We start from the raw sequence: 23,072 nt of genomic DNA, 5'->3' as shown, positions 1-23,072 counted from the left end.
ACCCGCCACGCGCGACGCGCCCGGCGTGCCGTTGCGCACGCATCGGCCGCCTTCACCCGACAGCCCCGCTCCCACGCCTGTTTCCGCCGTTTCAACCCATTCTGCCGGCCCGTGCCGCACGAACCGGTAAAATGCGCGCCTTCGTCGCGCGGCCGGGCTGCCAGACCGTTCGCGCGCAGGCAACCGATCGCGCCCTCCAACTATATCGTCCGAGCTATCCGCGCTATTACAATCCGCCGATAGCCGGGCAATAGTGGCTGGTTACAGTTAGCCGGCCGCGCGCTGCCTTTACAACAATTCGGCACAACAATCAACACGACAACCCGACCGGAGAAACGCCTTCATGGAATCCATCAAGCGGTATTTCGGCTTCGCTGAAGCCGGCACCGACTTCCGCACCGAAATACTCGCGGGCGTCACCACGTTCCTGACGATGGCCTACATCATCTTCGTCAACCCCGCGATCCTCGGCGACGCCGGCATGCCGAAGGAATCCGTGTTCGTCGCGACCTGCCTCGTCGCGGCGCTGGCGTCGATCATCATGGGGCTGTACGCGAACTACCCGATCGCCTGTGCGCCCGGCATGGGCCTGAACGCGTATTTCGCGTACACGGTCGTCAAGGGGATGGGCTTCACGTGGCAGGCCGCGCTCGGTGCGGTGTTCATCTCCGGCTGCCTGTTCCTGCTCGTCACGCTGTTCCGCGTGCGCGAGGCGATCGTCAACGGCATTCCGAAATCGCTGCGGATTTCCATTACCGCCGGTATCGGCCTGTTCCTCGGCATCATCTCGCTGAAGACGTCGGGCGTGATCGTCGGCAACCCGGCCACGCTCGTCACGCTCGGCGACCTGCACAAGCACGACACAATCCTCGCGATCGTCGGCTTCTTCACGATCGTCACGCTCGACCACCTGCGCGTGCGCGGCGCGATCCTGATCGGCATCATCGGCGTCACGATCCTGTCGTTCTTCTTCGGCGACAACCAGTTCCACGGCGTGTTCTCCGCGCCGCCGTCGATCGACGCGACGCTGTTCAAGCTCGACATCCGCGCTGCGCTGTCGACCGGCATCATCAACGTGATCCTCGTGTTCTTCCTCGTCGAGCTGTTCGACGCGACAGGCACGCTGATGGGCGTCGCGAACCGCGCGGGCCTGCTCGTCGAAGGCAAGATGAACCGCCTGAACAAGGCGCTGCTCGCCGACAGCACGGCAATCGTCGCGGGCTCGGTGCTCGGCACGTCGTCGACCACCGCATATATCGAAAGCGCATCGGGCGTGCAGGCCGGCGGTCGTACCGGCATGACGGCCCTCACCGTCGCGGTGCTGTTCCTCGCGTGCCTGTTCATCGCGCCGCTCGCCGGCGTCGTGCCGGCCTACGCAACGGCGCCTGCACTGCTGTACGTGTCGTGCCTGATGCTGCGCGAGATGGTCGACGTGCCGTGGGACGATGCGACGGAAGCCGTGCCGGCCGCACTGACCGCGTTGCTGATGCCGTTCACGTACTCGATCGCGAACGGTGTCGCGTTCGGCTTCATCGCGTACGGCGGCCTGAAGCTGCTGACGGGCCAGGCCCGCACGGTCAAGCCGATCGTGTGGATCATCGCGGCCGTGTTCCTGTTCCGCTTCTTCTATCTCGGCAGCGAGTAAGCGAGTAAGCGAGTAAGCGAAGCGCTGCACGATGCAATGAAAAACGCCACCTTCGGGTGGCGTTTTCGTTTCCGCACGACTCTTCTGCGATCCTGATGAATCGACATCACGCGACCATGCCGACGCCCATGCAATCGCGGTGCGGCCCGCATACGAAAATGCCGTCCGGCCCGCCGAACGGCATTGCGCGAAAGGCAACGTCTTCGCGTGCGCCGCGTTCAGTCCCGCGCGCCGCAAGACGAGCGTCGTGTCGTCAGCGCCAGTTGGCCTCGTAGAAGCGCACGTAACCGCTGCGCAGCGTCACGCATTGCGCGCGCGTCTCCGACAGCAGACGCCGTGCAGCCGCCTCGATACGGTCGCGATGCTGGTCGAATGCACCGACCATGTCCTCGAAGCGCGGCGATGCCGCGCCGAAGTGGTCTTCCAGCGCCTCGGCGGTGATCTGACATTGGACGCGCTCGCCATTGACCAGTGCCGTGAACGCAAGCATCAGGTCACGCCCCGAATACTCGGGCTTTTCGTTCGTGAAATGGATCTGCATGGGAGCCGCCTCGACCGGTAGAAAACGAATGACCGCGTTCGTCGTCCGCTACCGGCCGGACGAAATGTACGCGGGCTCGCCGGCGGAGGCCGTGACCGCGGGGTTCTGCGCAGTCAATGCATGCCGGTTGATTTCCACTTTAGACGGTTTCGCGCGGGAGACAAAATTTCCGGTGTGCGTCGTTCCGACGCGCATTTCGTCTGATCTGCGCGGCATCCGACACCGTTTCGGAAACGGGCGTCAGTGAGGATCGGTGGGCCAGATGTTGAGGGAGATCGCGGCCGTCGTGACGCCCACCGCAATCGCGGCCGCCCCGTATTTCACCGCATCGGCCAGATCGAACAGCAATCCGTGGATCGCCACGGCAATGCCGCCCAGCATGATGAACGTGGCGATCGCCGCCAGCACGACTCTCAGTTCCGTCCGAACCATGATGCGTCTCCCGAACGGATGCATGTCGCGTCGCATGCATGTTGCAGTGCGGAACACGGCGCGTGCGTGCTCCATTTCCATCATTGCAGGCGGGCGCTTAAAAGCAAGGGGATTTTGTTCGCGGTCGCGCATCGCACGTGGCGCTTGTATGATGATGCGTACCCGGACGGTCGGCTCGCGCACACCGATGGTGCGCCGCAAGCGGAAAGCGGAATCTGCCGAGGAATTCGGCGATGGGATGTCGGCCAGGACCGGGGCACACGATTGTGCCGATCGACGAACATGGCCCGAGTGAGCGATGAAGCACTGACCGGGCTGACCGCGAAGCATGGGGCCTGAGTAAGCGCTAAAGCGCTGACGTGGGCCGACCGCGAAGCATGGGGCCTGAGTAAGCGCTAAAGCGCTGACGTGGGCCGACCGCGAAGCATGGGGCCTGAGTAAGCGCTAAAGCGCTAACTCAGGCCGACAGGAGACAAGTCATGCCGCAACCCTTCGTGCTGCCCGCCGCCGCGGGTCGCACCGACCTGCTCGCGCAGGCGCATGCGCGCTCGACCGCGGTCGGCCTGCGCGCGCACGAACGCCCCGATTTCTCGCCGCTGTCGCGCCTCGCGTTGCGTGAACTGCTCGACACGAACCACGCGCTGTTCTCGCATGCCCGCCCGGTGATGGAGGACCTCCACGCGCAGATCGCCGATACGCAAAGCCTCGTACTGCTGACCGACGCCGACGGCGTGATCCTGCACAGCATCGGCGACGCGGATTTCATCGAGAAAGCCAACCGCGTCGCGCTGTGCACCGGCGTGTCGTGGGCCGAAGGCGCACGCGGCACCAATGCGATCGGCACCGCGCTCGCATCGGGCCAGGCCGTCGTCGTGCACGGTTCCGAACATTTCCTGCGCGCCAACCACATCCTCACGTGCGCGTGCGCACCGATCGTCGATCCGTTCGGCCGCACGCTCGGCACGCTCGACGTCAGCGGCGACCCGCGCGGCTCCGGCCCGCATACGCTCGCGCTCGTGCGAATGTCCGCGCAGCTGATCGAGAACCAACTGTTCGCGAACCAGTGCGGCGAAGCGCTGCGGCTGCGCTTTCACGCGCACGAGGACTGCGTCGATTCGCTGTTCGCCGGGCTTGTCGCATTTGGCGCCGACGGCGGGCTGATCGCCGCGAACCGCAGCGCACAATTCCAGCTCGGCGCATCGTTCGATGCACTGCAGCATCAGGCCAGCGATGCGTTGTTCGGCATGCGCTTCGGCCAGCTCGCGCAGCAGGCCGCCCGCGCGCCGGGCGCCACGTTCCGGCTCACGTTGTCGAACGGCGTACGCGTGCTCGTCCGCTGCGAATTCCCGGAAGCGCAGAAAACGACCGTTGCCGTCACGCCGCCCGCGCCGGCCGTGCGCGTCCGCGCACCGGACCCAGACGCGATCACGTTGGCGACGCTCGACACCGGCGACGCGCGCATGGCCGCCGTGCTGGAGCGCGTCGCGAAGATCCGCGGCCGCGACCTGCCGCTGCTGATCCTCGGCCAGACCGGCACCGGCAAGGAATGGCTCGCTCGCGCACTGCACCAGGCGTCGCCGCGCGCGGAAGGCCCGTTCGTCGCGGTCAACTGCGCGGCGCTGCCCGATTCGCTGATCGAGGCCGAACTGTTCGGCTATGAAGACGGCGCGTTCACCGGCGCGCGCAAGCGCGGCAGTCCCGGCAAGATCGCGCAGGCCGACGGCGGCACGCTGTTTCTCGACGAGATCGGCGACATGCCGCTCGCGCAGCAGGTCCGGTTGATGCGCGTGCTGCAGGAGCGCGCGGTGATGCCGCTCGGCGGCGCACGCGCGGTGCCGGTCGACGTGCGCGTGGTCTGCGCGACCCACCGCGACCTGCGCGCGATGATCGCGGACGGCACGTTCCGCGAAGACCTGTTCTACCGGATCAACGGGCTCGCCGTCACGCTGCCGGCGCTCGCCGTGCGTACCGACCTGCCCGCGCTCGTCGACCGGATTCTCGCGCGGCTCGCGCACAGCGAACCGATGCCGCGCCGCCTCGCGGCCGACGTGCTCGACGCATTCACGCGCCACCGCTGGCCCGGCAACCTGAGGCAGATGACCAACGTACTGCGCACGGCCGGCATGCTCGCCGAAGACGAGACCGAAATCACGCTCGCGCATTTGCCCGACGATTTCTGGCTCGACTGCGACGACACGCCGGCAGCCGCCACGGCGCCCTCGCCGGCCGACACGCATGAAGCCACGACGCTGCAAAGCCATCAGGCCGCGGTGATCGACGCCGTGCTCGCACGGCACGGCGGCAACGTCTCGGCCGCCGCGCGCGAGCTCGGCCTCGCGCGCAACACCGTATACCGATACCTGCGGCGGCACTGACGCGGACGGCCGGCAGCCGGCCGCCGCCGGCGGGTTCGGGTATGCTTGGCGCGTTGCCGCCGACCCTCCGCCCGCTTCAGTCATGACCGATCCCGATCACCCGCCCCTCGTGCGCATCGAGCCGCTCGGCGCGAGCTTCGACGCCCCCGATTCGCTCACGGTGCTCGAAGCCGCCGCGTTCGCACGCGTGTCGCTGCCGCGCTCGTGCCGCAACGGCACGTGCCGAAGCTGCCTTTGCCGGATCGTCAGCGGGAGCGTACGCTACACGATCGAATGGCCCGGGCTGAGCCGCGAGGAAAAGGCCGACGGCTACACGCTGCCGTGCGTGGCCGTCGCGACGTCGGACCTCGTGCTCGACGTGCCCGACGCGGTCATGCTCGACTAGACGCGGCGCGCGGTCGCGCGCGTCGTCCTGCAATGCTCGATCCCGCATGGAGAACGTGATGACCCAGTCAACCGATCGCATCGAAAAACAGACACAGCTCACGGCATCGCCCGACCGCGTCTGGGAAGCCGTCAGCAATTCCGGCGAATTCGGCCACTGGTTCGGCGTCACGTTCGACGAGCCGTTCGCGGCCGGCCAGCCGCTGTTCGGCCGCATCACGCCGACCCGCGTCGACGACGACGTCGCCAAGGCGCAGGAGCCCTATGCGGGCGCCGTGTTCGAAATCGTCGTCGATCGCATCGAGCCACAGCACCTGTTCTCGTTCCGCTGGCACCCGTTTGCGATCGATCCGAATGTCGACTACACGTCCGAGCCGATGACGCTCGTCACGTTCGCGCTCGCGGCGCAAGCCGGCGGCACGCTGCTGACGATCACCGAAACAGGTTTCGACCAGCTGATCGAAGCGCGCCGCGCAAAGGCCCGCGAAATGAACGATCAGGGCTGGACCGCGCAGACTATGCTGATCACGAAGTATCTGGCGAAGCACGCGTAGCGCGCCGCTACGCCGCACGCCGCTGCCGACCTGCGAATCGACGTGCGTGGCATAATCCGCTCCATCGTCGTCCACCCGCCGCCGCGCATCGCATGCTGAGTCGTCGTCTCCGGAAGATCGGCAGTCTGATCGGGATGCTCGCCATCCTGATGACGGCGCTCGCGCCGACGATCTCGCAGGCGCTGACCACGCAAGGGCGCGTCGACGCGCTGCTGGCCGACTACTGTTCGGCCGCACCGGCCACCGGCGAGCGCTCCGCCGATTCGTCGACGAAAAGCCTGCAGGCCCATCTCCAGGCATGCGGCTACTGCAGCCTGCTTGCCCATACGCCCGCACTGCCCGCCCCCGAACTGACGTTCGCGGCCAACGTGCACGTGATCCAGCACCGCGCGGCAACCCGCTTCGAAAGCTTGCGCCGCGCGCTGCCGCTCACCTCCGCGCAACCGCGCGCCCCGCCGTTCGCATCCTGATCCGTCGTCATTGCGCGTGATGCCGTAGCGCATCGCGCAGTCCGCGCACGCCACCTGCGTGCGCGACGTGTCACGTTTCGAAGGACGCTCATGTCTCACCATGCTGCGCGCGGCCTCGTGCCGGGCATGCGGTTGGCCGCTTCCGGCTCGCACTGCCACGCCGGCATTCGCCCGCATGCGAATGCCCGGTCGCGCACGTCCGTGCCGGCCGCCGGCATCGATGCCGCTCGCGCATCCGTCCGTCGAATCCGTCTTTCTCATCCGATTCGCCACTCGCTCATCCAGCCATGAAAACCGTCACTTTCGTTCGCGGCGCGCTCGCCGCACTCGGCTTCGTCGCCATCCAGGCGGCTCACGCACACGCCCTCCCGAAAACACAGAACCCGGCCGCCGACGCCACGCTCTCCGCCGCACCGCAAGCAGTCACGATCGATTTCAGCGAGGCGCTCGAGCCGGCGTTCAGCTCGATCGCCGTCACCGACAGCCACGGGCAATCGGTCACCGATGGGAAATCGGCCGTCGACGCCGGCAACCGGAAACGGATGCACGTCGCACTGGCCAGCCTCGCGGCCGGCACCTACACGGTCGCGTGGATCGCGGTAGCCAGCGACGGCCATCGCACGAAAGGCCACTACGCATTCACGCTGAAGTAACGCCGCAACGCCCACGAACCCACCCGATAAGGAGAACCAACGATGAAACGCTCGATTCCGACCGGCCTGCTCTTCGCGCTGCTGGCGCTGCACGCTTCCACCACGTTCGCCGCGCCGGCCGTCCACGCCGACGCATGCTGGATCCGCGCGATGCCGGCGACGGTGCCGTCGTCCGGCTACTTCACGCTGAAGAACGACGGCGACGCGCCCGCGACGCTGACGGGCATCGACACCCCGGCCTACGGGATGGCGATGGTGCATGAAACGCAGACGAACGGCAGCACCGCGAAGATGGTTCACGTCGACTCGGTCGTCGTCCCCGCGCACGGCACGGTGACGTTCAAGCCGAAGAGCTATCACGTGATGCTGGAGGAGCCGCGCCAGACCGTCGCGCCCGGTGCGAAGGTGCCGTTCCGGCTGCATTTCGCGGACGGCTCCACCGTATCCGTGACCTGCGACGCGAAACCGCCGACCTACGCCGGCCAGTAACGCCGCCCGCCCTCGATCGAAGGAGACGCACATGAAAGACCGCCTGCCGCTGGCCGACCTGATCGTCCGCTACCGGACGCCGCTGAATGTCGCCGTACTGATCGTCTGCGGGTTGTGGGCCGCATGGGTCGCGTGGATGACGCGGCCTGCCGCCATCGAGACGCCGCCGGCGATTCCCGCGTACTGCATGCGCGACGCGCGCTGACGCGCCGCGACGGCACGGTTCCGGCGGCGGCCCGCGCCATTATTGGCGTGGCATCATCGATTCATCCCGACCACCGGAACCGCCTCTCGGAGCGACGCATGGCCCTTCAGACCTGGATGCTGTTTGCCGCAGCCTATCTCGCCACGACGCTGTCGCCGGGGCCCAACGTGCTGCTCGTGATCCGCAACACGGTGCGCTACGGCACGCGCGGCACCGCGGCAACGATCGCGGGCAACCTCGTCGCACAGGGCGTGGTCGTGCTGCTCGTCGCGCTCGGCGTCGGCGCGGTGCTGGCCGCGATGCCGCCGCTGTTCGTCGCAATGAAGGTGATCGGCGCCGCGTACCTGATGTTCCTGGGCGTCCGGCAACTGCGCGGAGATCGCAAGGCCGCCACGTCGGGCAGCGCGGCGGAGATCGCCGTACCCGACCGCCGGAAGCTGTTCCGCGAAGCGCTGTTCGTGTCGGGCAGCAATCCGAAGACGATGATTTTCCTGTCGGCGTTCATGCCGCAGTTCATCGTGCATGACCGGCCGCTCGCGCTGCAGTTCGTCGTGATGTACGCGACGATCGCCTGCACGGTCGTGATCGTTCACAGCGTCTATTCGGCCGGCGTGCGCCACTTCCATCGCGGCTTCGGGATGAGCCGCGCGGTGCGCGTGCTCAAGCGCGCCAGCGGGCTGCTGTTCGTCGGGCTCGGGATCAAGCTGCTGACTGCGCGACAGGCGTAAGCCGGCGCGCCGCCGTCATCAGTGCATGTGCGCGGCCAGCGTGGCCGTGATCGCATCGAACGACGGCCGCGCGTCGACGTCCTCGTTCAGGCACGCGGCCGCCAGCGCCTCGAGCGCCCCGGCGTGCGGTTCGCATCGCTCGTGCAATTCGCCGAGCAGATAGCCGAATGCCCGCACCTCGAGCCGCTCGAACCGGGCGCCGCGTGTGCGGTCGTTCACGTCGTAAAGGGACGCCGCGCCGAAATCGCCGAGCAATGCACCACCTTCGCCGTCGTGCAGGATGTTATGCCCGTACAGGTCGCCATGCATGATGCCGCGCGCATGCAGATGGCCGCCGACCGACGCGATGCCGTGCGCGATCCGCATCGCTTCCGCCGGATCGAATTTCGCATCGGCGGCATAGACGTCGCGCGTGCAGGACGCGAAACTCGGCGGCCCGGCGAGATTCGTGAGCGCGGGATCGACCAGCTCCATCACGAGGCCGTGCGTGCCGTCCGGATGCCCGCGCACCTTGCCGATCACCGGGATCACGTTCGGGTGGCGGCCGGCATGCAGGCACGCGGCCATTTCGCAATCGGGCAGGCCGTCGCTCGTCACCGCCCCCTTGAACAGCTTGACCGCGACCGTCCGCGACGGATGGCCGTCCGCACGCCACTGCGCGCGGTAGATGACACCCGACGCGCCCTCGCCCAGCTTCTGTTCGCAAGCAAGCGATGCCCAGTCGATCTCCGCGACGTCCGGCCCGGCCGACGCCGCGGCCTCCGCCGCCGCGCCGAGCGGGTTGCCGGCAACGGCAAGCCACGCGAGACGCGGCAGGCGCAGCAGCCAGTCGGGCAAGGACTCCAGCCGGTTCGCGGACAGCCGCACCAGTTCCAGTGCGCGACAGGCGGCCATTTCGGCCGGCAGCGCCCGCAGCCGGTTGCCGGCGAGCATGAGCTTCTGCAATCGCGAACAATCACCGATGTCGGCAGGCAGTTCGCCGATTGCGTTGTCGGTCAGGATCAGCCAGCGCAGTGCGTGCGGCAGCGCGCCGCGCGGCACCGTGCGGATCCGGTTCGCCTTGAAGCCGATCATGTCGAGGTGCCCGCACGCGCCGAGCACGTCGGGGAACGCGGTGAAGCGGTTGCCCGACGCGAACAGGATGCGCAGGCGATGCAGCCGCGGCAGGTCGTCCGGCAGCGCTGACAGCGCATTGCCGGTCAGGTCGAGCACTTCGAGCGTGTCGGCAAGATCGAAGATCTCGCGCGGAAATTCGGTCAACCCGCATGCGAGCTTGAGTTGCCGTGCGCCCGACAGTTGTCCGGCCTGCAGTTGTTCGAGGGTGTGGGTCACGGGGAGAAAACGGGTGGCGGTTGCGATGATCGTTGGACCGATCGGACGAATTCTACCGGGATCGCGTTCGTGTCCCTGCACGACCTTGTCACACCCCCTTCACAAATGCGCAATGTGACGTTAGAATTGCGCCCCTTGCAGTGCCGACGTGGTGAAATTGGTAGACACGCTATCTTGAGGGGGTAGTGGCGAAAGCTGTGCGAGTTCGAGTCTCGCCGTCGGCACCAGATGCAGCTTCAACGCATTCCAGGCATGTTCAGAAACCCGCAAAAGCACATGGCTTCGCGGGTTTTTTGTTTTCGGCGCGGCGCAGTCGACACCCATGCCCGCCGCGGTCTGCCGATCCATTCCGGCGCGAGACCGGCCGCCCCCCTCCCCGCTACGCCAGCAACAGGAAATTCCGCACGACCGCGGACGGCTCGTCGCATCGCGACGCAATGGCCAGCCTGGCGCGAAGCCCGCTCCCCGCGAACGGCCGGTAGACGACCCCGGCAACCTGCACCTGCGTAATCGCCTTCGGCACGACCGACACGCCGAGCTCGGCCGCCACCAGCGTCACCGCAGACGCGATCTGCGGCGCCGGTTGCGCCATGCGCGGCTCGAATCCGGCCGCCTTGCAGGCGGCGACGATATCGTCGAACAGCGCGCTGCCGGCCTCCCGCGGCACCTGCACGAACGACTCGTCGGCCAGTTCGGCCAGATCGATACGCCGGCGCTGCGCCAGCCGATGCGCGACGGGCAGCGCGACGAACATCGGCTCCTCGTCCCAGTCGATGACACGCAGCGTCGCGGCGATGCGGCGCTCCGGCCGCACGATCGCGATATCGAGGCGTCCGGCCTCCAGCGCCTCGAGCAGGACGCCCGACGTCGCTTCCTGCAACGTCAGCTCCGCATCCGGAAACGCCTCCCGAAAGCGGCGGATCAGATCCGACACTTTCGGATTGAACGCCGCCGTCCCGGTGAAACCGACCCGCAGATGGCCGGTTTCCCCCCGCGCGGCGCGCCTTGCCGCACGTGCCGCGCGCTCGGCATCGTCGAGCACGCGTCGCGCCTCTTCGGCGAAGACCTCGCCGGCCAGCGTCAGCTCGGCGCCGCGTGCGGTCCGCTTGAACAGTTCGACGCCGAGCTCGCCCTCGAGCGCCTTGATCTGCTGGCTCAACGGCGGCTGCCCGATGCCGAGCGTTTCGGCGGCCTTCGTGAAATTCGACGTGGCCGCGACGGCCAGAAAATATCGGAGATGCCGGAGTTCCATTCGTGACCTGACCTCACGGTGAGTCGGCTGGCCATTCAGCCAGTGCTAAAACATATCGCTTCGGTTTCTTTCATATATTGGACATATACATGACGGTGCGCAAGAATTCGCGTATTCCGTCGCACATCGAGTGCATCCATGTCCTCTCCTTCGATTTCCCGATCCATGCCAGCCATGCAGAGCGCCGCGCCCGATGCATTGCCTGCCGGCGTGTCCCCGCGCTCTGCCGCCTACCAGCGCATCGCGTTCGCGCTGTTCCTCGCAGGCTTTTCCACCTTCTCGCTGCTGTACTGCGTGCAGCCGCTGCTTCCCGCGTTCGCGCACGAGTTCAACCTGGGCGCCGCATCGAGTTCGCTCTCGCTGTCGCTGTCGACCGGGATGCTCGCGGTGTCGATCCTGTGCGCCGGCGCGCTGTCCGAACGCGTCGGGCGACGCGGGCTGATGTTCGCGTCGATGACGCTGGCCGCGCTGTTCAACGTGCTCGCCGCGCTGTCGCCGAACTGGAACCTGCTGCTGCTATGGCGCGCGCTCGAAGGCTTCGCGCTGGGCGGCGTGCCGGCGGTTGCGATGGCTTATCTCGCGGAAGAAATCGCCGCCGACGGGCTCGGCTTGTCGATGGGGCTCTACGTCGGCGGGACCGCGTTCGGCGGCATGATCGGGCGGATCGGGATGAGCGCGCTCGAAGAGCACTTCTCGTGGCGCACCGCGATGCTGACGATCGGCATCGTCGACCTGCTGGCCGCGATCGCGTTCGTGATGCTGCTGCCGCCGTCGCGCCGCTTCGTGAAGCGCACCGACCTGACGCTGCGGCATCACCTGCGGCTGTGGCACGCGCAACTGCGTCACGCGCGCCTGCCGTTCGTGTTCTCGATCGGCTTCCTGGTGATGGGCGCGTTCGTGACGATCTACAACTACGCCGGGTTCCGGCTCATGGCCGCGCCGTTCAACCTGAGCCCGACCGCGTGCGGCCTGATCTTCGGCGCCTACCTGTTCGGGATGGTGTCGTCATCGAGCGCCGGCGCACTCGCCGACCGTCTCGGGCGGCCACCGGTCCTCGTCAGCGGCATCGTCGTCTTCGCAGCGGGCCTCGCGCTGACGCTATCGCACTCGCTCGTCGCGATCATTGTCGGCATCGTGCTCGTCACGATCGGCTTCTTCGTCGCCCACGCGGTCGCGAGCGGCTGGGTCGGCAACTTCGCGGGATCGGCGAAGGGGCACGCGGCTTCGCTGTATCTGCTGGCCTACTATGCCGGGTCGAGCGTGCTCGGCTCGGTCGGCGGGACATTCTGGCAACACGGCGCGTGGGTGGGCGTCGTCGGGTACGTTGCGGTACTGCTCGCGCTCGCGCTGCTGGCTGCGCGGCGGTTGACCCGCGCGTGACGTGGCGCGGGACGGCGCGCATCGACTGCTCACTCGCCGCTTGCGTGAAAGCCGGCGATGGCTTGCCACATCGACACCGGGTTCGAATACATCGGAAAATGCCCGCAATCGGGAATTTCCGACAGCGCGACACCCTGTTCGCCGATCGCCTTCAGGTACGAGAGCGACGCGTTCTGTTCGCCGTACATGAACATCCGCGGAAACGGCAGCGCGAGGAATTTGTGCATCAGGTCGCCGTGGTCGGATAGCTCCACCATCGAGCGAAAGATGCCGCCGACGGCTTCCGCACGCACCTTGTGACGCAGGCTGGCCGAGTACAGCGCACTCGCATACGCCGGCGCATGGCGAGTGCGCTCGATGAAGTCGTCGAAGAAGCATTCGGCGCTGTCGTGCGGATGATCGACGATCTGGCGGCTCAGGAAACAGTCCTCGGGCGCGAGGTTCCCTTCGATGTCGACGAAGCTGAGCACGCGCTCCGGATGCCGGTGCGCGAACATCAGCGCCGTCAACCCGCCCATCGAATGTCCGACGAGATGGAATCGCCCGAACCCCGTGCGGTCGATCACGTTCAATGCCGTTTCGACCAGGAACGGAATCGAGATCCGCGACAGGTCCGCGCACCACGTATCGCCGCAGCCCGGCGCGTCGTATGCAACGAAAGGCCGGCCGTCGAACGCGCGATGGCGCACGATGTCCGCGTAATCTTCCTTCGTCGAGCCGAAGCCGTGAAGGAACACGATGGGCGCACCGTCGCCGTCGCGACAAATGGCCGAAACGTTCAGCGCGGTGTCGCCTATGGCGAACGAGAACCGCGACTGGAAAAATTCATTGCTCATCCGATCGAATTCCGGGTAAAGGTGACGTATGCCCGCCTCGGCGCAACACGCGCAGCCGAGGCGCGACCGCAAATACGGGACAGCGGCGTTCAGCCCGCCAGCGTCCGGCAGAAATCCTGGACTGCCGCACACGCGCGCAGCAGCGACGGGGCGTCCAGCGCGTAAGCAATCCGGATATACGGGCCCAGCCCGAAAGCGCTGCCATGCACGGTCGCCACGCCGGCTTCGTCGAGCAACGCGTTCACCACGTCCTCGTCGCTGTCGAGGCGCGTACCCGCGCGGGTCGTCCGGCCGATCAGTGCGTCGCACGACGCGAACGCGTAGAACGCGCCTTGCGGGGCGTCGCAACGCAGGCCCGGCGCCTGATTGAGTTGCCCGATGACCAGATCGCGCCGACGCTCGAATGCGGCACGGGAATGTGCGATGAAATCCTGCGGCCCCGTCAACGCGGCCAGCGCCGCGTATTGCGAGATCGTCGAAGCACCGGACGTTTGTTGCCCTTGCAACTTCTCCATCGCATCGATCAGCCAGCGCGGACCGGTGCCGAAGCCGATACGCCAGCCCGTCATCGCATACGCCTTCGACACGCCATTCATCGTCAGTACGCGCGCCCGAAGCCGCGGCTCGACCTGTGCGATCGTGACGAACTCGATGCCGTCGAAAATCAGGTGCTCGTAGATGTCGTCGGACAGCACCAGCACGTGTGAATGCACAAGCAGCACTTCGGCGAGCGCCTTCAGCTCCGCGCGGCTGTAAACCGCCCCGGTCGGATTGGACGGCGAGTTCAGGATCAGCCATCGCGTACGCGGCGTGATCGCCGCTTCCAGCGCGGCCGGCGTGAGCTTGAAGCCGCTTTCGGCACCGCACGCGACGGCAACGGGCCGGCCGCCGCATAGCTGCACGATCTCCGGATAGCTGACCCAGTACGGTGCGGGAACGACGACTTCGTCGCCTTCGTTCAGGGTCGCGGCCAGTGCATTGAAGATCACCTGCTTGCCACCGCTGCACACGAGCGTGTCGCGCCAGTCGACGTCGAGCCCGTTCTCGCGCCGGAACTTGGCGGCAATCGCTTCGCGCAACGCACGCAAGCCGGCCACCTGCGTATAACGCGTGTGGCCCGCGCGGATTGCCGCGATGCCGGCTTCCCGCACGTGGTCCGGCGTGTCGAAATCCGGCTCGCCGGCGCTCAGCGAAATCACCGCTGCGCCGGTCGCGCGCCGCGCGGCCACGCGATCCATCACCCCGTAGGTGGCCGACGGTCGGGCCGCGGCCAGAAAGCGGTTCAGCGTGACAATCGGCACACTCATTGCGCGGCCCTCCAGCGAGTCAGCCCCATCAGTTCCAGCGTGCTGCGCCCGGCACGCAACGATTCCATCATCTGCGCCTCCTTGTCGGCGCGCGCCTGCCCGTCCGCCAGCGTCCGCCCGACCTGCGCCGACGGGATCACGAGGACGCCGTCGTCGTCCGCGACGACCAGATCGCCAGCCGCGACCGGCGTACCGGCCAAGCTGATCGGCCGCCCGATCGATGGCGCGCTCGCCTTGACCGTGCCGCGCATCGACACACCGCGCGTGAATACCGGAAAGCGCCGCACGACCAGCGCCGCGATGTCGCGCACGCCGCCGTCGATCACGAGCCCCACGACGCCGGCCGCTTCGGCCGCCACCGTCAGCACTTCCCCCCAGTAACCGGACACGAAGCCACCGGTCGATACGACGAGCACGCTGCCGCGCGGCACCTGCTCCATCGCGATGTGAATCGACAGGTTGTCGCCCGGCGAACATTCGAGCGGATACGCAGGCCCGGCGATCGACGCACCCGGCCACACCGTGCGAATCGCGGGATCAACCGAGCTGGTGGCGAGGCCGGATGCTTCGTAAAGCGTCGATGTTCCGAGCCTGCGCGCCCGGTCGAACAGATCCGCGCCGTCGGTCTTGATCGTGGACATCAGGTTTTCCTTTGCAACGTGTGATAGCCGAGCGCGGCGCGCGCCTCGCCGAGCGTCTTGCCGAGCGCGAGGTGTTCGCGAATGCGCGATTCGGTCGCTTCGATCTGCCGGGCGACTTCGGCCACGTCGCGTGCACGGTCGCGCGGCACGATGACGACGCCGTTGGCGTCCGCGACGACGATGTCGCGTGCCGCCACGCGCACGCTGCCGATCCCGACGGTGGCGTTCACGGCTTCGACCTGCACGCGATCCTTGCCGGTCCGCATGAAGCGCCCTGCCGTGAACAACGGATAGTTGTCGCCGAGTGCCTTGTTCACATCGCGGCACACGCCGTCGATCACGGTGCCCGCGATGCCGCGCAGCCCCGCGTACTGGGTCATGATGTCGCCCCACACGGTACAGTCGGTCCTGCCGCCGTTATCGATGACGATCACATCGCCTGACGCGACGTCGTCGATGAAATCGCCGACGGTGCCGGGCGGAACGCTGGCCGGCACGTACCTGACCGTGAATGCCGGGCCGACGACGACCGTCGTGTAGTCGGCCAGCGGCATGATGCCGAGCGCCTGCCCGTGAAGCCCGAGCCGGTCCATCGCGTCCGACACGCCGGGCGTATCCAGTCCCTCGAACAGCGCGACCAGCGCCCAGTCTTCCTCCGCAGCCTTGCGGGAATTCGTCATATTTAATACTCCGAAACAGGGACGCGCTCAGCGCGCCGCAATGGCTTCGAACTCGGTATCGTGCATCACCTCGGCGACCGGGCGACCGGCGCGGACGGCCGCGACCATGCCGTCCTGCCGCTTCGCGATCCGCTCGCCGAGATCGAGCACGTCCGCGATGCACATCGCCGGCACGAAGACCACGCCGCAACGGTCGGCAAGCACGTAATCGTCCTCGTACACGGTCACGCCGGCCATCTGCACCGGCGTGCCCGAGTCGATCTGGACCACGCGGTTGCGTGCGCTGATCATCGTGATGCCGCGCCCGTAAACCGGGTAACCGATCGATTCGCTGCCCTCGATGTCGCGGCTCGCCCCGTCGATCACCGAGCCGCGAATCCCCTTGACGGTCGCCGCGTTGGCCATGATGTCGCCCCAGCAGGAAATGCCGTCCGTGCCGCCCGCGATCACCAGCACGCGGTCGTTCGCGGTGATGGCGTCGACAACCGGCGAAATAAGATGCACGGTCGGCCTGGCGTCCGTCTTCGGCCCGAGTTGAATGGTGCTGGCCCGCCCGGCGACTTTCGGGCATGCCCACAGTGGGCGCAGGCCGCAGGTCGCGCCAGGCATGCCGAGAAAGTCGAGCGCATCCGACACGGTGTTCGTGTCGAGCGCGGCAAGGCGGTCGAGAAAGGAAGGCTGGTTCATCACGCTGATCCCCGTTGGCAAGTGGGGCAATCGTCGCGCCGGCAGCGCGACATGTAAATTTCCGATTCAGTATCTGCGTGATACGATTTTCGAATCACGGAACTGTGTCGTCGCCGGATGACGGCGGCGACAATGCACGGCCCCGCCGCCGCTCCCGCAGCGGCCTCCGCATCCTTTCACCGTGGACGCACGCATCATGAGCAACACGATCGACTACCGGCTGATTCGGCAGCTATGGATGTTTCTCGCCGTCGCCGAGGAACAGCACTTCGGGCGTGCGGCCAAACGGCTGAACATGTCGCAGCCGCCGCTGACCGAGCAGATCAAGGTGCTGGAGCAATCGCTGGGGATACAGCTGTTCCATCGCTCGCGGCAAGGCACGCTACTCAGCGCGGCGGGCGCCGCGATCCTGCCGGCCGTCAGGCAGTTCGCCGGACAGGCGGAGCGGCTGCAACGCGTGGTCCGGGAAGTTGCGGCCGGCCAGTCGGGCGTACTGCACGTGGGCGCGATCACGGCGGCGATGCTCGATACGGTGCCGCCGTTGCTGGATGCCCTCAAGCGCGCGCATCCCGACCTGACCGTGTTCGTCAACGAGATCGACAGTGTCGATGCCGTTCCCGCGCTGGAGGCCGGCGAACTCGATCTCGCGTTTGCGCGCGTCGACGGCGAGGTAGCGAACGGCATCGCGACGCTGCCGCTCGCCGAGGATCGGCTGGCCGTGGCGCTACCGAAGGAACATCCGCTCGCCGCGATGCCGAGGGTGCGGCTTCGGTCTCTGATGGGCGAGCAATTGATCATGTCGTCGCGACAGGTCAGCCCGGTCTACTTCGACATGCTGACGTCGGTCTGCCGCACGCACGGCCTGACGCCGCGCGTCGTTCACGAAGTACGGTCGGTGACGTCGCAGGTTGCGTACGTCGGGTGCGGTCAGGGCGTGGCGCTCGTACCGGCCTCGATACGCAGGCTCGCACCGGAGAACGTGGTCGTTCGCCCGCTGCAGGAAAAGATCATGGTGGTGACGGCCGCAGCCGTCTGGAACACGCAGCGCCATCATCCGATGGTCGACGAAGTGCTCGGGATGCTGCGCAAGCCGGTGCGCACGTAGCTTGCGCGGCACCGGCTACGCCGCTTCCGTCACGACACCAGCACATCGTCCGCTTTCACCGCATACGCCGCCTCCCGCCGCCGCAGCTTCATCGCGATCAATGCGGCCAGCACCGCCAGCCCGGCGCCCGTGAGGAACCCGCCCGTATAACCGACCTTCGCGGTCAGCGACAGGATCGTCGACGACGCGATCAGCTCGCCGAGATCGCGCGTGCTCTGCACGGCCGTCACGTCGGTGCCGGCCTGGTCGCTGCCGCCCGCGAAGCGCATGCCGGCCGTCATGATCGACACGGACGTGATCCCCGTCGCCAGCGAGCCGAGCACCGTGCACAGCCACGCCCACGACGACGACACCGGCAGCCACCCGCTCGCCTGCGCGAACCACAGCAACGCCGCCGCACCCGCGCAGCTCACGCCGGCCGTAAACGCCCGCCACAGGCCGAGCCCCCTCACGAGCCACGCGCCGCCGCCGCAACCGAGCACGACCGTCACGACGCCGCCGGCCATCCCGAGTTTTCCGATCGCGTCGAGCGTCCAGCCCGCATCGTTGAGGAACAGCTTCGACAGGCCGAAGCCCGATACGGCCGTCATCGCCGACAGCAGCGCGAGCGACAGCAGCGACCACGATCGCGGCCGCTTCGCGAAGCGCACGAGGCTCGCATTGTGTTCGGACCGTGCGCGGGCGCGATCCGCGTCGCGCGGCAATACCCACAGCACGCAGACCAGGCTCGCGAGCGGGACGGCCATCAGCGCGAGAAACGCGGTTTGCTGGCCGAACAGGCCGATCAGCGTCAGCGTGCCGGCGCCGCCGCCGAAGAAGCCGATCATCACGCCGGCAATCTGGATCGCGTTGATCTTCGCGAGCGTGTCGCCGCTGAAATGCTCGGCGGCCATCCCGTCGTTCGCGATGTCCTGCGTCGCGCTCGCGAGCGATGCGACGGCCAGCAAGCCGACCGCCCATCCGGCCGTCGCGACCGTCATCCCGATCTGCGCCAAGCTGGCGAGACACAGCACGACGATGGCCTGCATCGGCAGCATCCAGCTGCGCCGCCGGCCGATCCGGGGCGACCAGCGATTGTCGACGACGGGCGCCCACAGGAATTTCACGACCCACGGCAGCCCGACGAGCGGCAGGAACGCGAGGGCATGAAGCGGCGCGCCGTCGTGGCGCAGCAGCGTCGGCATCGCGTCCATCGCAATGCCGATCGGGATTCCCTGTGACAGGTAAAGCAGCGTGATCGTGATGACCAGGCGGCGATGTTCGAGCAGGTCGCGCATCGAAGTCTCCAGTTGCATGAGGTTAAAAAGGTTCTGCGCCGGCCGGCACACGGGCGGCCTGCATCGCATCGCGACGCGGACGGCGTGCCGAACGCAGCAGCAATGCGCCGCAAGCGACGAGTGCCGCGTCGATCGGCCAGTACACGGGTTGGCCGGCGCCCAGCAGCGCGATCGCGCAATGCGTCGCGCCGGCCAGCCCGTACGTCACGCCGGCCGCACGCATCAGGATGCGCAGCCACGCCGCGCGATCGGCCACGCAGGCCGCGAGCGCAATCGCGCCGGCCCACACCGCCCAGAACAGCATCGCGAGTGCATGGTCGACGTGCACGCCATCGGGCAATGCGCGCCCGGCGAACATCAGCACGCCGCCCGCGAGCACGAGCCCGCCGCACACGCCGACCGCGACGGCGGCCAGCACGTCCGCCGAACGGTCGCGCTGCGCGCGCCGCCGCTCGATCCACAGATGCAGCCCCGTCGCACACAGTGCGCATGCGGCGAGCCCCATCAGGAAATGCAGCGCGCGCAGCACGCCGCCCGCCGCACCGATCCAGTCGTATTGCGCGAAATGCAGCGGCTGCACCGCGATAAACGCGCGCAGCCAGAAGCCGCGGCCCCGCGATGTGGCATCCGCGAGCCATTGCCCGTCCGCCGCGCGATACAGGTGACGCTCGAACACGGCCGTGCTCGGCAGGCCCGCCGTCGTGCCGGCGATCTCGACGCTCGCGTTCGTTTTGCCCCAGCGATGCAGCACGACGGCCTCCTGCCGGAACCCGGGCACGCGCGTCGCATCGCGCCGCAGCAGCGCATCGAGATCGGGTGCGCGGCGCCACGGGCCGCCCGCCTCGACGGGCGGCGGCCCGCCGAGCAGTTCGGCGAATGCACGCTGCGGCTGCCCCGGATACGCGACGCCCGCCAGCGACACCGTGCCGAGTGCACCGAGCCCCGACAACGCGCCGGTGAACGCGAACAGCACGAGCCACGGCGTTCCCCACAGGCCGATCCATGCGTGCAGGTCGAACAGCGCGACGCGCAGCCCGTGACCGCGCCGGATGCGCGCCGCGTCGGGCCATTGCCGGCGATGCACGACCACGCCCGCGACGATGAGCACGAGCAGCACGATGCCCCACAGACTGACGAAGATGCGACCGGGGAAGCCGGCGAACAGCGTCTTGTGCAGCGTGACGATCAACGCCGCCCTGCCCGCATCGGGCAGCGGCTCACCTGTGGCCGGATCGAGCGCGAGCATGCACGCCTGGCGTGCGTCGCAGAAACGGATGGCCGGATCGTCCGGCTGCGGCATCACGATGCGCGCGTCGCGCAGCGCGACACCGAGCGACGCCGCACGCGCGACGAGCGCATCGAGCGGCAGCGTCGGCCGCGCGACCGCAACCGGCGGCGGCCGCCACCAGCCCTGCATCGAATCGAACGCGAGACTCCAGGTGCCGCTGAACAGCACGACGAACAGCACCACGCCGAACAGCGCGCCGGCGCCGCGATGCAGCGCGCGCCAGCGCGAACGCGACGAAGCATCCATGTCAGTGCCCTCCCCAGCCCGCCGCGCACGCCACGAGCACCGCGAGCCACGCACCCGCGCGCCAGGCGGCCTGCCGCCATCCGGGGGCGACGAGCACCCACAGCAGCGCGGCGACGCTCGCGACGAGCGTCAGCAGCACGGACGCATAGAGCCGGTTCAGGCCGTCGGCCGGGTAATGACGGGCCAGCGTGACCGCGAGCGCGACCGCACCCGGCAGCACGCCGCCGATCGCGAGCGCCGACCGCGTGCCCCAGCCGGACGCCATCAGAATTGCCCGCGCATGGTCAGCATCACGTTGCGCGGTTCGCCGTAACGGTTGTTCCAGCCAGGCTGGCTCAGGCTCAGGTAGTAGTTGCGGTCGAACAGGTTGTTGACGTTGAGCGCGGCGCTCCAGTGCTTGTCGTAGCGGTAGCCGAGCCGCACGCTCGCGAGCGCGTAGCCGCCCTGGGTCATCGTCACGCCGTTCGCCTGCGCCGAGTAGTTGCTCTGCACCTGCACGCCGCCGCCGATGCTCCAGCGCCGCTCCTGCCACGGCAGGTCGTAGTTGGTCCACAGCCGGAACAGGTGGCGCGGGTTCAGCAGCGGCGAGAACGACGAGCCCGCGTTCGCGAGATTGTTCGCATAACGCATCGTGTCGTACGTATAGCTCGCCCACACGCTCCACCACGGCGTGATGCGGCCGTTCGCCTCGAACTCGAAGCCCTGGCTGCGCACGCTGCCGCCGTTCACGTAGTAGCAGCTCGGCCCCGCGCACGGGTGCGCGTTGTCGACCTGCGGGTTGTTGTCGAGATCGATGCGGAACGCCGCGAGCGACACGTTGAGCTTGCCGCCCGCCAGCTCGCCCTTCACGCCCGTCTCGTAGGTGCGCCCCTTCACCGGCGTCAGGATGCCGCCGCCCCACATCGACTTGGTCTGCGGCTGGAACACCTCCGCATAGCTCGCATACCACGACCAGTCGCGCGCGAAATCCCAGATCAGCCCGCCATACGGCGTGAACTGGTGACCGGTGTTGTAGTGCGCGCCGAGGCTGTCCTGGTTCCACCAGCTCATCCGGCCGCCGAGCACGAGCGTGACGGGTTCCGCGAGCTTGATGCGGCCGAGCCCGTACACGCCTTTCTGCGAAATGTCGTTCTGCTGCGACTGCTGGTACGGCCCGATGCCCGGCTCGGGCACGCTGCTCGGATTCCAGCGGTACACGTTCACCGGCGTGCCGGACACGTCGCCGAGCAGCGGCGCCGTCATCTGCCCGCTGCTGCTGTTCGCGTAGGTGACGCCGAACAGCAGGTCGTGCGTGAGCCCGAACGCATGCACGGGGCCCTGCACGTTCGCATCGAGGCTGCGACTGTAGCTGCTGAACTGGTACGCCGCACCGTTCAGCCGGCCGCCGTTGCCGGTCGCCGGATCGATCGCGCCGAACGAACCCGCGTACTTCAGGTCCGAGCGCACGCTCTGGTATTCGCCGCTGATCTTCGCCTTCCAGCCGGCGCCGAGCTTCTGCTCGACCGACGCGAACGCGCGCGTCGTGTCCCAGTTGAAGCGGCCCCATGCGGTATCGAGGAACGTCGAGCGCGACAGGCCGAGGCTCGATCCGTCGCGCGCCATCGGCACGCCGGACATGTCGGGCACCGACGATGTCGTCTGGTACTGCGCGCCGAACGTGAGCAGCGTGTCGCGCGTCACGTCGACTTCCGTGATGCCGTAGATCGAACGCGTGTCCTGCTTCGCGTGATCGTAGAAGAAGTGGCGATCCTCATACGCGGCGACGAGCCGGCTGCGCACGGTGCCGGCCGCATTGAGCGGCCCGCCGATATCGGCTTCCGCGCGATAGCGGTCCCAACTGCCGACGCTCACGCTCGCGTTCGCGGAGAACTGGTACTGCGGGCGCTTGCGCACCAGGTTGACGGTGGCAGCCGGATTGCCCGAACCGTGCAGCAGCCCGTTCGCGCCGCGCAGGATTTCCACGCGTTCGTACACCGAGATGTCCTGCGGCGCGCTCGCCATGTCGCCGATCACGACCGGCACGCCGTCGAATTCGAACGAATCGACCTTGAAGCCGCGCACGAAGTACGCGGTGGTGAGCAGCACGTACGGCTGGACGGTCACGCCGGCCGACTGCTGCATCACCTCGTCGAGCGAAAACAGGTTCTGCTGGTCGATCCGCTCGCGCGTCGTCACGCTGACCGACTGCGGAATCTCCCGCAACGCGAGCGGCATCTTGCCGACCGTCGCCACCGACGGATCGTCGGCCACGCCGCGCGCCGCGTTCACCGAAATCGCCTTCAGCTCGCCTGCCGCAGGCTGTGCGCCGGCCGCTTCCTTCTTGACCTCCGCACCGGCTGCCGGCGCCGCATCGGCGAACGCCGCCGCCGGATGCGCGGCGATCAGCAGGCCGAGATACAGCGACGGGCGCCAGCGCCCGAAACGGGCGACTCGTGCGCCCTTCATCATCGATCTCCCAGGTTCCCGCACCTCGTACCGCATTCACGCCCCCGTATTTGATAATCATTCTCATTATCAATTAGAACCGGCGGGCGATTTTTCGATCAAGCGGCTTTTCCTATCGAT

The 23,072-nt window shown here is 67.7% G+C and carries 25 protein-coding genes and 1 tRNA gene; 13 read left to right on the top strand and 13 right to left on the bottom strand.

The window, feature by feature from the left end; all coding sequences use genetic code 11:
* Positions 1–343 precede the first annotated feature (343 nt).
* The gene (locus tag AC5LXK_RS20215) at positions 344–1,645 is read left to right on the top strand and encodes an NCS2 family permease (RefSeq protein WP_493393230.1); all 1,302 of its coding nucleotides are present in this window, start codon (positions 344–346) and stop codon (positions 1,643–1,645) included.
* A 253-nt stretch (positions 1,646–1,898) separates the two neighbouring features.
* On the opposite strand, the gene AC5LXK_RS20210 is transcribed toward AC5LXK_RS20215, so the two are convergent.
* Entirely contained in the window at positions 1,899–2,186 is a 288-nt protein-coding gene (locus AC5LXK_RS20210) for a DUF1488 family protein (RefSeq protein ID WP_011354308.1), read from the bottom strand.
* Positions 2,187–2,214: 28 nt separating this feature from the next.
* Between AC5LXK_RS20210 and AC5LXK_RS20205 the strand changes: the two genes are divergently transcribed.
* Entirely contained in the window at positions 2,215–2,433 is a 219-nt protein-coding gene (locus AC5LXK_RS20205; RefSeq protein ID WP_493393229.1) for a hypothetical protein, read from the top strand.
* Here AC5LXK_RS20205 and AC5LXK_RS20200 read toward each other — a convergent pair.
* The gene (locus AC5LXK_RS20200; protein ID WP_493394024.1) at positions 2,427–2,702 is read right to left on the bottom strand and encodes a DUF2964 family protein; all 276 of its coding nucleotides are present in this window, start codon (positions 2,700–2,702) and stop codon (positions 2,427–2,429) included. The genes AC5LXK_RS20205 and AC5LXK_RS20200 overlap by 7 nt on opposite strands.
* Before the next feature lie 395 nt (positions 2,703–3,097).
* On the opposite strand from AC5LXK_RS20200, the gene AC5LXK_RS20195 reads away from it, so the two are divergent.
* The 8 genes from AC5LXK_RS20195 (at position 3,098) to AC5LXK_RS20160 (ending at position 8,476) form a co-directional block, all read left to right on the top strand.
* On the top strand, positions 3,098–4,993 hold the full coding sequence (locus AC5LXK_RS20195) for a sigma-54-dependent Fis family transcriptional regulator (RefSeq protein ID WP_493393228.1): 1,896 nt from the start codon (positions 3,098–3,100) through the stop codon (positions 4,991–4,993).
* A gap of 82 nt (positions 4,994–5,075) precedes the next feature.
* The gene (locus AC5LXK_RS20190) at positions 5,076–5,378 is read left to right on the top strand and encodes a 2Fe-2S iron-sulfur cluster-binding protein (RefSeq protein ID WP_493393227.1); all 303 of its coding nucleotides are present in this window, start codon (positions 5,076–5,078) and stop codon (positions 5,376–5,378) included.
* 58 nt (positions 5,379–5,436) lie between these two features.
* Complete coding sequence (locus tag AC5LXK_RS20185; RefSeq protein WP_493393226.1) at positions 5,437–5,931, top strand: SRPBCC family protein; 495 nt, start codon at positions 5,437–5,439, stop codon at positions 5,929–5,931.
* A gap of 92 nt (positions 5,932–6,023) precedes the next feature.
* Positions 6,024–6,401, top strand: coding sequence for a DUF2946 domain-containing protein (locus tag AC5LXK_RS20180; RefSeq protein ID WP_493393225.1), 378 nt, complete (start codon positions 6,024–6,026; stop codon positions 6,399–6,401).
* Positions 6,402–6,688: 287 nt separating this feature from the next.
* Positions 6,689–7,054, top strand: a complete 366-nt coding sequence (copC, locus tag AC5LXK_RS20175; RefSeq protein WP_493393224.1) for a copper homeostasis periplasmic binding protein CopC — start codon at positions 6,689–6,691, stop codon at positions 7,052–7,054.
* 42 nt (positions 7,055–7,096) lie between these two features.
* Entirely contained in the window at positions 7,097–7,543 is a 447-nt protein-coding gene (locus AC5LXK_RS20170) for a copper chaperone PCu(A)C (protein WP_493393223.1), read from the top strand.
* A 31-nt stretch (positions 7,544–7,574) separates the two neighbouring features.
* Positions 7,575–7,748, top strand: a complete 174-nt coding sequence (locus AC5LXK_RS20165) for a hypothetical protein (RefSeq protein WP_493393222.1) — start codon at positions 7,575–7,577, stop codon at positions 7,746–7,748.
* Between the two features lie 98 nt (positions 7,749–7,846).
* On the top strand, positions 7,847–8,476 hold the full coding sequence (locus tag AC5LXK_RS20160) for a LysE family translocator (protein ID WP_493393221.1): 630 nt from the start codon (positions 7,847–7,849) through the stop codon (positions 8,474–8,476).
* An 18-nt stretch (positions 8,477–8,494) separates the two neighbouring features.
* On the opposite strand, the gene AC5LXK_RS20155 is transcribed toward AC5LXK_RS20160, so the two are convergent.
* Positions 8,495–9,808: a leucine-rich repeat-containing protein kinase family protein gene (locus tag AC5LXK_RS20155; protein WP_493393220.1), complete on the bottom strand. Its 1,314-nt coding sequence runs from the start codon at positions 9,806–9,808 to the stop codon at positions 8,495–8,497.
* 142 nt (positions 9,809–9,950) lie between these two features.
* Between AC5LXK_RS20155 and AC5LXK_RS20150 the strand changes: the two genes are divergently transcribed.
* Positions 9,951–10,035 (top strand) — tRNA-Leu (locus AC5LXK_RS20150).
* 152 nt (positions 10,036–10,187) lie between these two features.
* Here AC5LXK_RS20150 and AC5LXK_RS20145 read toward each other — a convergent pair.
* Positions 10,188–11,060, bottom strand: coding sequence for a LysR family transcriptional regulator (locus tag AC5LXK_RS20145; protein ID WP_493393219.1), 873 nt, complete (start codon positions 11,058–11,060; stop codon positions 10,188–10,190).
* A 138-nt stretch (positions 11,061–11,198) separates the two neighbouring features.
* Between AC5LXK_RS20145 and AC5LXK_RS20140 the strand changes: the two genes are divergently transcribed.
* The gene (locus tag AC5LXK_RS20140; protein ID WP_493393218.1) at positions 11,199–12,440 is read left to right on the top strand and encodes an MFS transporter; all 1,242 of its coding nucleotides are present in this window, start codon (positions 11,199–11,201) and stop codon (positions 12,438–12,440) included.
* Positions 12,441–12,469: 29 nt separating this feature from the next.
* Here the strand turns inward: AC5LXK_RS20140 and AC5LXK_RS20135 are convergent, their stop codons facing one another.
* From AC5LXK_RS20135 to AC5LXK_RS20115, 5 genes are all read right to left on the bottom strand, one after another.
* The gene (locus AC5LXK_RS20135) at positions 12,470–13,276 is read right to left on the bottom strand and encodes an alpha/beta fold hydrolase (RefSeq protein WP_493393217.1); all 807 of its coding nucleotides are present in this window, start codon (positions 13,274–13,276) and stop codon (positions 12,470–12,472) included.
* A gap of 89 nt (positions 13,277–13,365) precedes the next feature.
* Complete coding sequence (locus tag AC5LXK_RS20130; protein ID WP_493393216.1) at positions 13,366–14,583, bottom strand: pyridoxal phosphate-dependent aminotransferase; 1,218 nt, start codon at positions 14,581–14,583, stop codon at positions 13,366–13,368.
* Positions 14,580–15,224 carry an RraA family protein gene (locus tag AC5LXK_RS20125; RefSeq protein ID WP_493393215.1) on the bottom strand — a complete coding sequence of 215 codons (645 nt, stop codon included), beginning with the start codon at positions 15,222–15,224 and terminating at the stop codon, positions 14,580–14,582. The genes AC5LXK_RS20130 and AC5LXK_RS20125 overlap by 4 nt, the downstream gene beginning before the upstream one ends.
* Positions 15,224–15,904 (bottom strand): RraA family protein, encoded by a 681-nt coding sequence (locus AC5LXK_RS20120; protein ID WP_493393214.1) that lies wholly within the window; start codon positions 15,902–15,904, stop codon positions 15,224–15,226. The genes AC5LXK_RS20125 and AC5LXK_RS20120 overlap by 1 nt, the downstream gene beginning before the upstream one ends.
* A 27-nt stretch (positions 15,905–15,931) precedes the next feature.
* Entirely contained in the window at positions 15,932–16,591 is a 660-nt protein-coding gene (locus AC5LXK_RS20115; protein WP_493393213.1) for an RraA family protein, read from the bottom strand.
* A 196-nt stretch (positions 16,592–16,787) separates the two neighbouring features.
* Here AC5LXK_RS20115 and AC5LXK_RS20110 point away from each other — a divergent pair, with 196 nt between their 5' ends.
* The gene (locus AC5LXK_RS20110) at positions 16,788–17,696 is read left to right on the top strand and encodes a LysR substrate-binding domain-containing protein (RefSeq protein WP_493393212.1); all 909 of its coding nucleotides are present in this window, start codon (positions 16,788–16,790) and stop codon (positions 17,694–17,696) included.
* Positions 17,697–17,725: 29 nt separating this feature from the next.
* Here the strand turns inward: AC5LXK_RS20110 and AC5LXK_RS20105 are convergent, their stop codons facing one another.
* From AC5LXK_RS20105 to AC5LXK_RS20090, 4 genes are read right to left on the bottom strand one after another with little or no spacing between them, the layout of a single operon-like run.
* Positions 17,726–18,973, bottom strand: a complete 1,248-nt coding sequence (locus AC5LXK_RS20105) for a RhtX/FptX family siderophore transporter (RefSeq protein WP_493393211.1) — start codon at positions 18,971–18,973, stop codon at positions 17,726–17,728.
* A gap of 22 nt (positions 18,974–18,995) precedes the next feature.
* A complete protein-coding gene (locus tag AC5LXK_RS20100; RefSeq protein WP_493393210.1) occupies positions 18,996–20,507 on the bottom strand; it encodes a PepSY-associated TM helix domain-containing protein in 1,512 nt (503 codons plus the stop codon).
* Position 20,508: 1 nt separating this feature from the next.
* Entirely contained in the window at positions 20,509–20,772 is a 264-nt protein-coding gene (locus AC5LXK_RS20095) for a hypothetical protein (RefSeq protein ID WP_493393209.1), read from the bottom strand.
* Positions 20,772–22,955, bottom strand: coding sequence for a TonB-dependent siderophore receptor (locus tag AC5LXK_RS20090; RefSeq protein WP_493393208.1), 2,184 nt, complete (start codon positions 22,953–22,955; stop codon positions 20,772–20,774). The genes AC5LXK_RS20095 and AC5LXK_RS20090 overlap by 1 nt, the downstream gene beginning before the upstream one ends.
* Positions 22,956–23,072 lie beyond the last annotated feature (117 nt).

The organism is Burkholderia pulmonis (assembly GCF_984667975.1).
This window is presented reverse-complemented; position numbering and strand designations above follow the sequence as displayed.